Origin of the sequence: Pseudomonas sp. CFBP13508, from assembly GCF_005233515.1 — a bacterium.
GTDB classification, from domain to species: Bacteria; Pseudomonadota; Gammaproteobacteria; order Pseudomonadales; family Pseudomonadaceae; genus Aquipseudomonas; species Aquipseudomonas mercuritolerans.
This window is the reverse complement of record NZ_QFZZ01000001.1, coordinates 163,379-178,142: the sequence shown is the minus strand read 5'-3', so window position 1 is coordinate 178,142 and position 14,764 is coordinate 163,379. Positions and strand designations below refer to the sequence as shown.

The 14,764-nt window shown below is 55.2% G+C and carries 13 protein-coding genes; 3 read left to right on the top strand and 10 right to left on the bottom strand.

Annotated elements, in window-relative coordinates:
* Positions 1–66 precede the first annotated feature (66 nt).
* The 3 genes from PspCFBP13508_RS00930 to PspCFBP13508_RS00920 form a co-directional block, all read right to left on the bottom strand.
* Positions 67–1,338: an outer membrane protein transport protein gene (locus PspCFBP13508_RS00930; RefSeq protein ID WP_137213374.1), complete on the bottom strand. Its 1,272-nt coding sequence runs from the start codon at positions 1,336–1,338 to the stop codon at positions 67–69.
* Between the two features lie 171 nt (positions 1,339–1,509).
* Positions 1,510–2,136: a TetR/AcrR family transcriptional regulator gene (locus PspCFBP13508_RS00925; protein ID WP_137213373.1), complete on the bottom strand. Its 627-nt coding sequence runs from the start codon at positions 2,134–2,136 to the stop codon at positions 1,510–1,512.
* 134 nt (positions 2,137–2,270) lie between these two features.
* Entirely contained in the window at positions 2,271–3,593 is a 1,323-nt protein-coding gene (locus PspCFBP13508_RS00920; RefSeq protein ID WP_137213372.1) for an APC family permease, read from the bottom strand.
* A gap of 547 nt (positions 3,594–4,140) precedes the next feature.
* On the opposite strand from PspCFBP13508_RS00920, the gene PspCFBP13508_RS00915 reads away from it, so the two are divergent.
* Positions 4,141–4,503: a hypothetical protein gene (locus PspCFBP13508_RS00915; RefSeq protein WP_137213371.1), complete on the top strand. Its 363-nt coding sequence runs from the start codon at positions 4,141–4,143 to the stop codon at positions 4,501–4,503.
* Between the two features lie 129 nt (positions 4,504–4,632).
* Here the strand turns inward: PspCFBP13508_RS00915 and PspCFBP13508_RS00910 are convergent, their stop codons facing one another.
* The 4 genes from PspCFBP13508_RS00910 to PspCFBP13508_RS00895 all read right to left on the bottom strand — a co-directional run bounded on the left by PspCFBP13508_RS00910 (position 4,633) and on the right by PspCFBP13508_RS00895 (position 7,722).
* Positions 4,633–4,764, bottom strand: a complete 132-nt coding sequence (locus tag PspCFBP13508_RS00910; RefSeq protein WP_096144211.1) for a YHYH domain-containing protein — start codon at positions 4,762–4,764, stop codon at positions 4,633–4,635.
* A 238-nt stretch (positions 4,765–5,002) separates the two neighbouring features.
* Entirely contained in the window at positions 5,003–6,139 is a 1,137-nt protein-coding gene (locus tag PspCFBP13508_RS00905) for a nickel/cobalt efflux protein RcnA (protein WP_137213370.1), read from the bottom strand.
* Between the two features lie 7 nt (positions 6,140–6,146).
* A complete protein-coding gene (locus PspCFBP13508_RS00900) occupies positions 6,147–6,452 on the bottom strand; it encodes a metal-sensing transcriptional repressor (RefSeq protein WP_122699136.1) in 306 nt (101 codons plus the stop codon).
* Between the two features lie 376 nt (positions 6,453–6,828).
* The gene (locus tag PspCFBP13508_RS00895) at positions 6,829–7,722 is read right to left on the bottom strand and encodes an AraC family transcriptional regulator (RefSeq protein WP_161984062.1); all 894 of its coding nucleotides are present in this window, start codon (positions 7,720–7,722) and stop codon (positions 6,829–6,831) included.
* Positions 7,723–7,994: 272 nt separating this feature from the next.
* Between PspCFBP13508_RS00895 and PspCFBP13508_RS00890 the strand changes: the two genes are divergently transcribed.
* Positions 7,995–8,507: a nuclear transport factor 2 family protein gene (locus PspCFBP13508_RS00890; RefSeq protein WP_137213368.1), complete on the top strand. Its 513-nt coding sequence runs from the start codon at positions 7,995–7,997 to the stop codon at positions 8,505–8,507.
* 282 nt (positions 8,508–8,789) lie between these two features.
* On the opposite strand, the gene PspCFBP13508_RS00885 is transcribed toward PspCFBP13508_RS00890, so the two are convergent.
* The 3 genes from PspCFBP13508_RS00885 to PspCFBP13508_RS00875 all read right to left on the bottom strand — a co-directional run bounded on the left by PspCFBP13508_RS00885 (position 8,790) and on the right by PspCFBP13508_RS00875 (position 13,529).
* Positions 8,790–12,209: a hypothetical protein gene (locus PspCFBP13508_RS00885; protein ID WP_137213367.1), complete on the bottom strand. Its 3,420-nt coding sequence runs from the start codon at positions 12,207–12,209 to the stop codon at positions 8,790–8,792.
* A 2-nt stretch (positions 12,210–12,211) separates the two neighbouring features.
* Positions 12,212–12,400 (bottom strand): hypothetical protein, encoded by a 189-nt coding sequence (locus tag PspCFBP13508_RS00880; protein ID WP_137213366.1) that lies wholly within the window; start codon positions 12,398–12,400, stop codon positions 12,212–12,214.
* A 211-nt stretch (positions 12,401–12,611) separates the two neighbouring features.
* Positions 12,612–13,529, bottom strand: coding sequence for a LysR family transcriptional regulator (locus PspCFBP13508_RS00875; RefSeq protein WP_137213365.1), 918 nt, complete (start codon positions 13,527–13,529; stop codon positions 12,612–12,614).
* Positions 13,530–13,737: 208 nt separating this feature from the next.
* Here PspCFBP13508_RS00875 and PspCFBP13508_RS00870 point away from each other — a divergent pair, with 208 nt between their 5' ends.
* Entirely contained in the window at positions 13,738–14,721 is a 984-nt protein-coding gene (locus tag PspCFBP13508_RS00870) for an SDR family oxidoreductase (RefSeq protein WP_241669477.1), read from the top strand.
* Positions 14,722–14,764 lie beyond the last annotated feature (43 nt).

Here is a 14,764-nt window from a genome sequence, read left to right as displayed (position 1 = left end):
ATTCTCAGTCTTGTGACCGATATCGTCAACAGTCACTAAGTTACCGGCCCGATTTTCAGCGCTGAATCAGAAGCGATAGCTGACAGAAGTACCGAGCCCGCTGGCGCTGTTCTTGTATTTCGCGCTGTACGAACCCTTGCCCGCCGAGGTGTCGTTGATCTCAACGCTCTCTTCCCAGAGATACGAATAGGCGACGTCGATGGTGACATTCTCCGCTGGAGTCCAACCGGCACCGAGGCTGAACACCTTGCGATCACCCGTGGGAATACGCGGCCCGCGATTGGTATTGTTCGCCGGAGACTGATCAACCGAGAACCCGGTACGCAGCACCCATTGGTTGTTCAACCGGTACGCCGCGCCGATGGCGTGAGCCCAGGTGTCGTGCCAGTTCTGCTCCTCGCTGATCGTGCCCAACTGACCGGCGAGCAATGGCGGCAATCCACTGTTTTCGATGGTCAACTCTTTGAAGCGACTCCAGCGCGTCCAGGTGCTGCCGGCATACAGCGTCCAGTCGTTGTTCAGTTGATGGGTGACCGAGAAGTCCACCGACTCCGGGGTGTCGACGTCCAGCGAGGCGTCATAGCTGCGACCGCTGACCCCAAGCACGTTGAAGATGCCATCGCTGAGTTTGCTTTTCGCGTCGAGGTGGTAACTGACTTTTGAGTGATAGGTCAGACCCAGGCGGGTCTGCTCGGTGGCCTGGACCATGACCCCGGCGTTAAAGCCCAGCGCGGTGTCGTCGCCGGTGCTTTTGACTTTGCCGTCGTTGCGCCCGGGGCTCAGCGGATTGGCCACCATCCCCGACAGCTCGCCGCTGATGCGGTTGATGGTTGGGCCGAAGCCGATCGACACCTTGTCGTTGAAGGCATAGCTGATGGTCGGCTGGAACGTCAGCGTGGTGACTTCGCTTTTGTTGGCGTAGTAGCGGCCGGCAAAACCGCTGCCGTAGTCGGTGATCAGGCCAAACGGTACGTAGAACCCCACGCCGAACGCCCAATGCTCGTCGATCGGCTTGACGTAATAGCCCATCGGTACCGTGGTGGTCGGCACCATGTCGCCGTCTTCCTTGCCGCCAAACGTGCTGCGGGTCTGGCTGATATCGGACTTCGCAAACAGCGTCGCCTGCCCGACGCTGGCCTGCTCGCGCTTGAGCCGCGCCATGCCTGCCGGGTTGCCGAAAACGGTACTGGCGTCTTCCGCAGAAGAAGAGCGACCGGCAAAACCCGATCCCATGCCGCTGACGCTTTGCTCATTGAGCGCGAAACCGCCGGCCAGAACGTTGGAGGACGCAAGAACGACAGTCAGCCCCACCGGGTGCTTGAGCATTGTTTTTTTCATTGTGTGGACTCTGTGGGTGTCTCGGAAATGGAATACCTGAACTGCGGCGGCCATGTTATCCGAGTGACCATATCAGTCAACAGTCACATTTTAGGTAATTCATCTTCTGCCCCTGTACGGGCGAGGCGAGATTAGGGGGCGACTGATCCGAGTATTCGGATCAGCAGAGGGTCAAGGCATCAAGCTGCGCAAAATGAGGTTCGAAGTCAGCGTCGGCGCCACTTCGATGAAATCGAGGTTGTGTTGCAGCATCAGTGGATTGACGAAGGGCCGCAGCGCCAAGTGGATCGATTCGACGGTTTCATCCAGCGGCGTCCTGCGCTCGAACTCACCGGCCTCGCGCCCTTCGCGGACAATGTCGGTGATAAAGCGCTTGATCTGCGCATCGTAACGCTGCGCACTTGGCCAATTCTCACCCGCTGCAAACGCGGCAATGTCGTAGAGCTTGCGGTCGTTGAAGAACAGGTTCACGCCCGTAGCGATCACGGTTTTCACCAACCGGCGGAAACGCTCGGTGGGCGTTAGTTCTTCCTCGTTTATCGCCTCCTCGACCGCCGCAACGATCTGCCCTAGACAATTCGCGCAGATGGCTTCGCCAATCGCCTGTTTGGAATCGAAGAATTTGTAGATGTACGCCTTGGAGAAACCGATGGCCTTGGCCAGATCAGACACCGTGGTCTTGGCGTAGCCGTACTGGCTGAAATGCTCGTTGGCAGCCGCGACAATCTGATCACGAATGTCGTGATCAACGGGACCACGCGGGCCGGGGAAGGATGGGGAAGCTGAGGACTGATTCATGTCGGCAGCTTACTCACCCGCCCGCCGACTGACAACGTGTGACTCATTCTGAAAACCACCACCCATCCACTGTGGGAGCGAGCCTGCTCGCGAATACGCCCGCCCAAACAACACCAATTCCCCAAGCTGCTGCACTACCCGGCCTTACTGATCGCGGAAAAATTGATACGAGAAAAGCCGTGCAGCAACATCCCGACAATGATCAACGCCCCCGCGCGCAACCACGTTTCCCACCCCTGCTGACTGAGCAGCACCAGACACGAAACGATCGCAAGCACCGGGACAAAGGTCGGTACGCGAAAGTGGTCCTCCTCGACCCTGTCACGACGAAGAACCAGCACCGCCACGTTGGTACTCAGAAAAACGAACAGCAACAGCAAGACCACGGTCTCTGCCAGCGTTGCCAGCGTGCCTGTGAGTGTCAGGGCAATAGCGACCAAGGTCGTTGCGACAATGGCAGCCCACGGAGTTTTTCGTTCAGGCAGCACCGCACCCAGAACGCCCGGCAACAGCCCCAGATTCGCCATGCCATAGGTCAATCGGCTGGCCATGATCATGGTTAACAACGCACCGTTGGCCACAGCGATCAGCGCAATAAAAGAGAACAGCGCCGGCGGGATTGCGAGGGTCGATGCGCGGACAACTTCGAGCAAAGGCGCCGACGTTGCCACCAACTTCTCGGTAGGCAACACCGAAGAAGCGGCCACACCCACCGCCATGTAAACCACCCCAGCGGTGAGCAAAGCGGCGAACAAGGCGCGCGGGTACACCTTGCGCACGTCTTTGATTTCCTCGGCCAGATTGGCCGAGGTCTCGAAACCGACGAAGGAATAGAAGGCCAACAATGCCGCCCCCAGCACCGCCAGCACGGGACTGACGCCCGGTTTGAACGTGAGCGTCCGTCCCAGGTCCGCATCGCCTGTGCGGAAATACCAGACAGCGGCGACGATCACCAGAATCAACCCGGACAGTTCAATCACGGTCATCACCAGGTTTGCCCCAAGCGACTCCTTGATCCCCCGCGCGTTGAGCAGGCCGATAGCCAGGAGAAACACCAGCGCTGCAATCTGCGGCGATACGTCGACAAAGGCGTTGAGGTAATCACCGGCAAACGCCAGCGACAAACCCGCTGCACTGGTGACCGCAGCCGCCAGCATGCAAAAACCGACCAGGAAGGAAATGAGCGGTGACTTGAAGGCTTTTTCCGCGAATACCGAAGCCGCCCCGGCGTGGGGATATTTGGTCACCAGTTCTGCGTAGGAACCCGCCGTCAACATGGCGAAGAACAACGCGATCAGCAGCGGCACCCAAATCGCGCCGCCCACCTCCCCGGCAATGGTTCCGGCGAGTGCGTAAACACCCGCGCCGAGTACATCGCCGAGAATAAACAGAAACAGCATCGGGAAAGTGATAGCCCGGCGCAGAGCAGGTTTATGAGTGGGAGCCGTCACGGTCATTCCTTGGTTCAGGTGGGTAGGAGCTGGAGGGTTGTCACCTCAAACAATGGAAAATGGTGAGCAAAGCAAAGTTCCAAATCTATGACGGCCCGATTGGCACGGCGCTATAAACATTGCCCACTCGACACCTGTGGGAGCGAGCCTGCTCGCGAAGAAGCCAGCCCGATCAACACAAAACCTCAGCCCAAACCAATTCCCTAAACACCCCGTTTAAAGCCGACATCCAGACTATTCCAGCAAGCTACAACGCCTTGCGCCATTGCCTACGACTACGCCAGAATCCGCCGGCTTGTGCGCCTCAGGCCGTGGTTCTATCGTTGGCCGGTCACTGAAAAACAGTGATCGGGTTTGGTAGCCCGCTTTCCACATGGCGCATAACGTCATCCTATGCAGATGCTTTCGCATCGGTTTTATGGTGGCCATGCGCAGGGCGTTTTCGAGCGCGCCGGTTTTTCCATGTGGGCCGGTCTACCAACCTTCGTATGGCCACCACCCTTCGTTTGGTAGCGAGAGTGATGGCTCCCTTGGCCACATATGGAGCTTCACCATGTTCAAAGTCACGCCAAACCCGCCACAGTCAGACGAAACCTCCCCCTACGAATCCCTCGACTCAAAAAAACTCCACAAAGCCGCCGACCGCGCCCTCGACCACTACCTCAAACCCACCGACACCCTCAAAACCACGCCCTACCAGACCAGCAGCATGTTCCTCGCCAACCCGAAAATCGCCACCGAAGAACTGCTGGTCAACGCCAGCGAATCGCTGGGCTCGGCCTCGGTGATGTTGAGTGATGTGATCGGGATGGTTGAAGGATCTGCGCGCAAGACACTGCAAGGTATTGCGCAGGTAGTGATGCTCGGCGAGCTGGCGGTCAATCAGGCGTTGGATAATGTCGTGCCGGTGGAGTAAACGAAAATGCCCTGTTACCGGTGAGGTGCAGAGTTTCAAATACAAGCGATGAAGGTCGGGCGTGCGCTTATGTCCCGCCCCCCACCGCGCTCATCACAAGAGCCCAGCCTTGCGCTGGGCTCTTGCCGTTTAGTGGCAGTGGTAGTCGTTGGTCTTGTGGTTGCGATGGCAACCCTTCGAGTCAGTGCCACCGCTGTGCGCAAAGGCAGCAACGGATGTAATCGATAATAGTGCGGCAATCAGAATGGCGGACAGTTTCATCAGGGCTTGCTCCATGCTCGTGTTGTTATTCTTTGTGAGATGTCTCACGCGGAGCAGCGTATGGCCAGGTGCCTTCATTGAGCAAGCGACTTCTCCGAGGATTCGATCAAAGGTCGATTGCTTGCGATGGCTGGGTCACTGGGCGCGAACATCAGCCAAACGACGTCGTTTGTCGGGCTGGTTATGGTGGCAGGTGGCGGCACTGAGTGCCGCAACGAAAAGCACCAACACTCCCGCCTTATGCGCTCAGGCCAATCCAGCCATGGAAGCCGACATACAGGCCAACGCCAATGATCAGCACGCTGGACAGATAAGGAGCGCGGCGCGCCACGGTTCCCAGCCACGGCCAGCGATTGGAAGCCTGCCTGGCACCAATGGCCGCAGCGGCACCGACAGTGACCAAAGTCAGCGCCAGGCCGATGCTGAAACACAGAACGAGCATGCCGCCGAGCGCGACCTCTTTGACTTGCAGGCACAGCAACAGCACAGTGATGGCAGCCGGACAGGGAATCAGGCCGCCAGTCAGCCCGAACATGACGATCTGACCCGTGGTCACTTCACGGTTGGTGAAGCGCTTACGGATGTCGTTGGCATGAGCACGTTCGTGCGCATCCTGATAGCCATCAATCGACAGTTCCAGGCCTTCGAGTTCGGAATGCGCATGCCCGTGACCATGCTCCTGGAACGTCAGATCGTAATCATGCGAATGCCCGGCGTGTCCAAGGCTCAAGCGAGCGCTGAACTCGTGCGGCTCCGGAATATCCACCGTCGACTGCAGAAAGCCTTCGCGCTCGACGAACGCGAACGATTGGCTGCTGCCGTCCGGACGCGTCGTGGTCAGGCGAACATCCGAGGCTGCCCAGGCGTGTCCGCTCAGGGTCTTCAAACGCCAGTGCGGTGGCAGGCCTTCTTCGAAGATCGACAGTTCAACACGACCATGGCCGGTATCTATTCGGTGCGTTTCATCATGATGACCATGGTCGTGTTCGCCGTGATGGTGATCATCGCTTTGCTCGAACTTGAACATCTGCTCACCGCGCCAGGTACGCCACAGCATCCACAGGGCAATCGCGATGATCAGTGCAGAGGAAGCAAGCTGGAAATACGGCTCAGTGGTTTCAGCATCCAGGCCTTTGCCCAGGTACATGCCGCCGATGGCGACCAGCCACACCACGGCGGTGTGCGAAAGCGTTGCGGCCAACCCCAACAAAACAGCCTGTTTGACCGAGCCACGGATGGCCACGATGAAGGCCGCCATCATGGTTTTCGAATGGCCTGGCTCCAGGCCATGCAAGGCGCCGAGCAGAATCGCGCTCGGGAAATACAGCCAGGCGTGAGCCCCGCCTTGTTGCAGCAGTTCAGCAAAGTTGGGCATGTCAGACCTAGAGGTACTTGGTGATTTGTTTGAAGGCTTCCAGCGGTGCGCGCTCGCCATTGCCCAGGGCCGAAACGGTATCTTCGAGGCAGTGGTCGATGTGATCCTGGATGAGCGTGCGTTTGGCCTGGCAGATCGCTTTCTCGACCGCATGAAGCTGCTGGGCGATATCCACGCACTGACGCCCTTCTTCGATCATGGTGATGATGCCGCGCAAATGCCCGTCCGCCCGTTTGAGGCGTTTGATGATCGCCTCATGACTTTGGTGGGTGTGGGGATGGCTGTGGTCGTGTTCGTGTTCGTGCTCACTCATGAGTTGAGTCTCAGGGCTCGATGAATTACGCTGGCATCGTATCCCCCCCGGGGGGATTAGGCAAATCGCTTGGACGCCCTGTCAACGAGTTGAAACCTTTAACGCCATGTACAGCAAAACACTGACAACCACGGTAGTAATCGCGCTTGCTCCCGCCATGTTCATGGCCTGGGCCAGGGCATACCTATTCGTTGTCAGTCACCTCGGGGCAGCCAGCCTGGGAGATCGCTCAGGACGTCCATCATTCTCACGGCGAAGAGTCGTCATCCAGCCACGACCGGCGATTACCTGAGCGTCGAACAGTAGTCCGGAACACATGGAAAACGAGGCCGCAAATGCGGCCTGGTTTTTTTCTGCGCGAAGAAAAGTGCTGGATTCAAATTCCACAAATGTCCGTGCGCAGCCGCCAGGCGTCCTTCGCCGGCGGCATACCGAACAAGCGGGCGTAGTCCCGACTGAACTGCGAGGGACTTTCATAACCGACTGCATATCCCGCCTCTGCGGCGTCGACCGCTTCGGTGACCATCAGCCGACGTGCTTCCTGTAGCCGCAACTGGTTACGAAACTCCAGCGGGCTCATCGAGGTGATCGCCTTGAAATGCGTATGAAACGAAGAACGACTCATGCCGGCGATTTCGACGAGTTGATCTATCCGACACGCTTCGTTGTAGTGGCTGCGCAGCCAGGCAATAGCCTTGGCGATCTGGTTCAAGCGGCTGTCTGCTTGTGCCATCTGCCTGATGATGCTGTTGCCGTTTTCGGTTAGAAGGCGATAAAGCATTTCGCGAATCACCAGCGGAGCGAGCGCTTCGATATCCCGTGGCCTGTCGAGCAGCCCGGCCAGCCGAACCGCAGCATCCAGCAGTTCTGGAGTCGTATTGTTGAGCGCAATGCCTGCTGGAGGCGCACTGACGCTCTCTTCTCGTAGCGGATGGCGCAGCGCAAGTTCACTCAACACAGCGGTATCGAGATCCAGCGCCAGGCACAGATAGGGAACAGCCTCACTCGCCTCGATGACCGAGCCCATTACCGGAAGATCTACCGATGCAATCAGGTACTTGGCCGGATCGTAAACATAGGCGGTAGTGCCCAGCATCGCTTGTTTACGTCCTTGGGCGACCAGGCAGAGTGTTGGCTCGTACACCACCGGCATAGGCATCGTGGGCGAAGCCGAACGAATCAGGCTGACACCCGGAATCGCGGTGCTGTGAATGCCGTCATCCCGGACGTGACGACCAACGATATCGACAAGCTTTGAAAGGGAATTCAAACACAACTCCATAACGTCGGAATGCGGCGGTTAGACATCTGGTATCGGATGATCAAGCAAGAAATCAGGACGATCCTGCAACAGCCCTCCTCCGCTCGTAAGTCACACTTCAAATGAAGCCCAGAGATACTGCCGGCCACACCCGCGCCGATTCTTTGCCAAAGCCCCATATAGAGCAACGGCGTCGGGGAACGCAACTAGCGGCTTACAGATAACAACAACGGCCCATCCAACTCGACGGGACTCATCGGACAGATTAAGGAGCACAGGAAATGACGTTTGTTCAACGCCTCTCTACAGCGCTAGCACTGGTCCTCACCACAATCATTGCAGGGCCGGCGCCCGCCGTGGCCAGCGAACCGACTACGGAACGCAACCGCCAATTCATTGCGCAAGCGTTCAACCAGTGGGCTCAGGGCGGCCGGACGTTCTTCACAGATGTCCTGGCTCCCGATGTGATCTGGACAATCAAGGGGACGAGCCCTTCGGCAGGTACTTATCGGGGCCGAGACGACTTCCTGAAACGCGCAGTCCAACCCTTCGCAAAACGGCTCACCTCGCCCGTTCGCCCGACGGTGACGGATATCTGGGCTGAGGGCGATGACGTCGTTGTGCACTGGGACGGCACCGCCACCGCAGCCGATGGCGCGCCTTATCGCAACAGCTACGTATGGATCATGCGCATACGAAATCTGCAGGCAGTTGAAGTCATTGCCTTTCTCGATCTGGTGCCTTACGACGACGTTATCAGGCGAATTCCGCTTGAAGCTGGCGATGTGGAATAGATAAGCCCGCCAGGATCGACTGGAGGATCTGCTCGCAACGCTGCAAGATATATGCAGATAGCGATGTCACCGAATGTCGGCTTTCGGCCATAAGCAGCCATTTGTGAGTGGCCTTTTTCTCAAAAACGCATGGATAGCGAGGTTGGCGATGGCACTCACGGAGCTGAGCTAATTTAGAAAAAGCTCAGATTGCGTAGCCCGTGAAAGGGTAAGCCGTGCAATTAGCTCAGACACCTGAATCACATAATTTATTGTTTTCAACGTAACCGCCATCGAGAGCTATTATTTGTAAAAATGTCCATGCCACCAGCCTACAATGAAACGTTTCAGTCTGAGCACGGGAAGATCCATAAGCTCTCTCAGCTTTAGCCTACCACCTGGGATTGCGATCAGTTTGTCTAATAACATTGAGGTGGCTTTCATCGCTTTAACAGATGGAAAGGCATCACCATGGTTGTTTAGAAGTAGGCTCTCAAGCGCTAGATCATAGTTAGGATTGTAGTCTAGCAACCAGCGCATCAAAATGAATTGAAGTATTATCTTAAAATGACTTTCTAGCTCTGCCTGAGGTCCTCCTATGAATTCACACAGAGTGGACATTTGCGAGAGATCTGGGGTGGAATCATTCTTATAAACATATTCCAGAAGATAAACTCCGACCGACACAAACCTGTGTTTGCGTTCTGCCAAGCCAAGCATTGCGTTAGAATACAATTCAAACGTTATAGCTTGACGTTGCAGCATAACGTTTAGCACAGCTTGAAGCCAAACACTGTCTAAAAGCTGATAAATATTTGAAGCAAAACCCCTAGAGTACGAATCCTCTGAAATAAATAGCGCCGCTCTATCTTTTGCAATGAAGTATGGCGCTATGCCGGCAGCATTCATTTTGACCAGCTGACTCGTCAGTTCGTCCGACTCTCTAGGAAAATTATACTCAACAACCTCACATCGGCCTTGAATCTTACTTATTGCTTCTAATGCGCGAGCACTCTCAGCGGAAACAGCACCAAACAACCCTTCCTTATCAACCGATAACATCTGTAATGTCTGCAACGTACTATGTGGAACAATGACGCTACTAAAGAAAGAACTCAATGAGTCCAGAAGTCCAAGTTCAGCTGCGACCCTCGCAGTATAGGTATCAAGGATAACGGGCTTGCCTTGGTAGCTTTCAACTAACCGCATTGCGCTCAGCCGCTCTTCTTCCGTACCTACACAGGTGCTAACCGCTCCCGCCCTGGATCGAACCAGATCGTAAACATCAAATATTCCTTTTTTGCTGAGGCCTGAAGCAATTTCCAGAGGCATATTTTTATCAATAATTTCGCCAAATAAAGTGTCATCCCAATCAACTTGTCGCTGCAATATTGCGAGTAATGAGTCAAGATTATTATCCTCTACGCGCAGCGACCACAATCCGCCTGCAGTTGGGAACCGTGTCTCATAGGTCTTGCATATCTCGTGGAAAGCGTAAAGATAAGGGTGTTTTACTTCTTCAACTTTCCAAACTATATTTCCTTGCAATTTTTCTTGAATGAATTCGTACCCGGCGCCTTTACCCCATACTTGTTGAGTATAGAAATCTACTTTCTCTGGGGAAAGCTCAAGAAGATCTTCAGAGTTTGGCTCAACCTCCCTCTCAATTGCTTCTCCTTCTGAAGGTACGAGTCGGTAATAGCATCCATTACCAACAACCGTTACGGCATCCAAAATTTTGTCTTTTTCGACCATGATAAAGGTGCCAAAGAAGCCTAGTGCGATGGGAGCCAAGTCAGGATTATCTATCCATAGTTGATAAGCTTCTGCAAGCGCTTCAGCCCCCTGACCTAGTGATGCACGCAGTTTCGCTATATGCATACGCTGTTCAGGAGTACCGTGTAGTGTATTGAGATCATAGGTATTAAAGAGCTGCTTCAATGCCGAAGTATCATTACTCAACTTGGCAATATCACATAATACGATAAAAGCAAATAAATCCTGCCCGCCATTGTCAATGTATTTTTCTATTAGTGGAACTGACCGTTTAAAATCATTACGCTTAAAGTATAAACATCCGGCCAGAAGCTCGAAGCCTTGGGGGTTCGGGATTATGTGTTTTTCGAAAAAGTCGACGGCTTCTGCCCTGATTGGATGTTCATTGAGAAATCCCAGAGCGAGCATGTGCTTCAGTTCGTAGTTCTCAATGGCGGCCGGGTGAGATTCCAATCGGGAGACGATCTCTTGCCATAACATCATGTGGCGAACGAGCTTCATGTAGTGAAAGAACTCAATAACTTCGCTGCGTTCCGTAACGCGAGTGTATCCATATGAGTGAGCCATCTTGGCAATAGAAAAAATTTCACTTGCGGCAGCAAATTCAAATAGCAGCAGCCGACCACGGCTATCAAGCTCAGAATTCGCAAGAAGCTCTTTCAATTGTTCTTTACCACGAGCCTTACCGACAAATGCCCGTGATATGTAAATTACTACTCTGGCATGGTCAGCGAAGGGATTGTCAAACCTATCAATAGCATAATCCTGAATCGCACTCAGTCCGACCCAGTCTTTCCTAGCTATTTTATTCAAAAGTCTAAGTTTTTTTTCGTTGGCGTTATCGGCAACCTTTTCCACAGCCCGTTCGAATAACTCGGCTTCCTGAAGGTCGATTAAACTGCGCGCTATTATCTCGATGATCTGCTGGTCATCTGTCAACTCAGCCAGTACATAAGAACACTCTCTCGTGAGAGCCTCAATGTTGTTCGAAAGTTTGTAGAGAATTAAAAGATTTTGGATGTTCTGAAGGTCACTGTCATGCGCAACTCTATCGCTTGCCTTAAAGGTCTGCCAGTCAGTAGCTATGTAGTCCGCAGCCAACTTAAGCTCGCCCACCTCGTCCTCAGTGAATGTAAAACCGTTAGCAGTTTGACGATTATTGACATAGTGATGAAGGATGTCCGTCGCTATCAAGTTTTTGACCTGAGCGTCGTCCGGGAATTCTTCCAAGAAGTTTTTAGCTAAATCTTTCCACCCATCAACCCCTTGCGAGGCGAGAAGATGAATATGCGCAATACGCACAGACTGGTTCAGTTTTACTCGTTCACTGAACTGGTCAAATGGATCTACATAGGTATCATTATTGTGATATTTAATACGAGTAGCTTGTAAAATAAAGCCAGCTAAAATCTCATTGTCCGGTTGGTCGAGAATTTTTTCGCTACCATATTCCAGAGCTTTATCATTATCCCCATCAAGGATGTATGCTAAAGTTTTGAATGCGACTGCTCGTTTATCCTCTGGTGCGTAAGTGCAAGCTTCGAGAAGAAGATTTGGAGCTTTAGAGGTGCTACCTAGCTGATATTGACAAAGTGCGATATTTGCTTTCACTCGAAATATCAAAAGATCAGTAAGGTTATTTTTTTGATCTGCTAAAAGCTTTTCAAAGGATGCCAGAGCAGTCTTTACCGCGCCGGAGTTCATTTGGTCTTTATAATGATCAATTTGACGATCGAATTCAGTTTGCAGACCTCCAGCCACCCCTTGGGCTAAAGCGGCGTATTGAACCACGCCGGATTTAGAAAGGGCCTCAGCAATCGCATCAACATCATTTATCGTTATAGGAGCATTATTCGGCCCACTGATGGCCACACTCGAATTTTGCGCAGTCACGTTAGTATCAACTGGCTTCCCGATGTAGCGATTGATGAGATCCCTTAAATTCACTGCTACTTCTCTTTATTATGATTGATGGTTATATTTCCCGAATTCTTTCCATTGATGGCAGCAGAACCGTTGTCTGCATTAACTCTGACATTCCGATTTCGCACGAATTTAAAGCTGACGACAACCACTAGGCAAAGCAGTAGCGCCCCACCCAAAATTAACTCAGGATTTTCAGCCAATGAAAAACTCATACCAACTTCCCTTTGATCGACATTTGGATCCTAATCCTACCCGAGAGGATAGCTATGTGCCATGCGATATCGTCGGCCACCAACGGGTTGGTCCGGCGCGTCAGTTGGACGCGTTTACACGCGCCGATGACTGACCCCTTATGGCCGATTGCTGCCCGCCGCCACGGGCGCCCTGCTGGCAGACCGTGCATTGACCTCACGAAACAGCGCTTCAAACACATGCACTCTCCGCAATCTCCCCTTCCCCCCGCAAAAAACCCACAAACGCCCTGAGCGGCGAAGGCATGTGGCGGCGGCCGTGGTAGTAAAGAAACGGGCCGTCGAAGGACTGCCACCAGTCGTCGAGAATCGGCACCAGTCGACCGTCGGAAAGCGGCTCGCGTAGAAAGTCCTCGAAGGTATAGACGATGCCCAGTCCGTTGATGGCCGAGCGAATTTTCAGATCGTGCGACGACGTCAGCAGTTGCCCCTGAGGCGGGATACGCACGATACGGCCGTCTCGATGGAACTCGAATACGCCGACTTTGCCACTCTCGAACCGATGGCCAAGCAGGTCATGGCCCGGCAGTTCTTCGGGGTGAGTGGGCGTACCGCGTTCAGCCAGATAGCCCGGGGCGGCGGCTGCAACGAAGCGTTGGCGACGCGGGCCGATGGGCACGGCGATCATGTCTTTGGCCAGGCTCTCTTCATAGCGCACGCCGGCGTCATACCCGCCAGCGTTGACGTCGACGAAGGTGTTGTCCATGACGACTTCGACACTGACCCCTGGATAAAGGCGCAGAAAACGCGCCAGCAGGTCGGGCAACAGAAAGCGTGCCACCGGCACTGGCACATTGAGCTTGAGCGTGCCGACCGGGCGCTGAGCGTCGTCGTCGAGATCGTTGAAAGCGGCGTCGATTTCTTGCAAGGCCGGGCGCAGGCGCTCGAGCAATCGTTCGCCGGCCGCCGTTGGCGTGACGCTGCGCGTGGTTCGATTGAGCAGGCGCACGCCCAGGTCGCTTTCCAGCCGACGCATGCAGTCGCTCAACGACGAGGCGGACAGCCCGCGCTTTTGCGCGGCAGCACGAAATCCCCCCGCCTCGACCACCGCAGCAAATATCGACACATCGGTAAGGTTTGGTTTACGCATGGATGCTTCCTCCGCAAGCGGCTGACTGTACGCCATACCGTACGGGCCATCCACCAATGCCCGACTTATCGTCGCGTATCCGTACACCGATACTGCTCACTCGCCCCGCCAACCGGGAATCTATGACGCGAATGAGAACTCCCCGATGATTCATTCACCCGCTACGCCGAGCAATACTGCGACCCAACGCCTTCTCAAGGCCACCCGAATGCTGTTCGCCATTTCCGCGATGGCCGGCGCACTGGCTGCGCAGGCTGCTCCCCAAACGGAGCCGAAGCCGGACTGGTCAGCCCACGATATGCCCAGCCAGAAAGGCCGCATTGTGCTGGTGACCGGAGGAACCAGCGGCATGGGCTATGAAGACGCGCTGGCCCTGACGCGAGCCGGTGCCGAGGTGATCATCGCCGCACGCAACGCCGAGCGCGGCCGCGAAGCGATCACGAAGATCAAGCAAGCCGTGCCCGAGGCGCGCGTGCAATTCGAAACGCTGGACCTTGCCAATCTGCAATCGGTGCGCGACCTCGCCAACCGTCTGCAAGGGCGCCTGCCGAGGCTCGACGTGCTGATCAACAATGCCGCGATCATGTCGCCGCCTGTTCGAGGCGTTTCCGCCGATGGCTACGAGATGCAATTGGCGACCAATTACCTGGGGCATTTCGCCTTGACCGGCCTGCTGATGCCCCTGCTACGCAAAAGCGACGATGGTCGGGTGGTCAGCCTGTCGAGCATCGCCGCCGGGCGCGCAAGCCTTAATTTTGATGACCTGCAGGCTGAGCGCAGTTACGACCCTTTCGCCAGCTACAGCCAGTCGAAACTGGCGGTTCTAAAGTGGAGCATTGAGCTGCAGCAGCGCAGCGATGCCGCCGGTTGGGGGATACGCAGCATCGCCGCGCACCCCGGCGTTGCCGTGACCGAACTGATCGCCCGGGGGCCTGGCCTGGACAGTGAATTCGGCAAACAATGGGCTGTAGAGCGGGACCTGTATCATTCCGCAGCGCAGGGCGCGCTGCCCACGCTGTATGCGGCGACGGCGCTGGAGGCGGTCGGCGGCGCCTACTACGGCCCCACCGGTGATAACGAGAAGCGCGGGCCGCTGGGCTTCGCCAAGATGCCGCCGGCCGCTGCCGATCGCTCGAATGCGGCCACACTGTGGCAACTCTCCGAGCGACTGACCGGCGTCACCTACCGCTGACCGCCCGGCACGGGGCAGGCCCCGTGCCATTGCCCCGCCACTC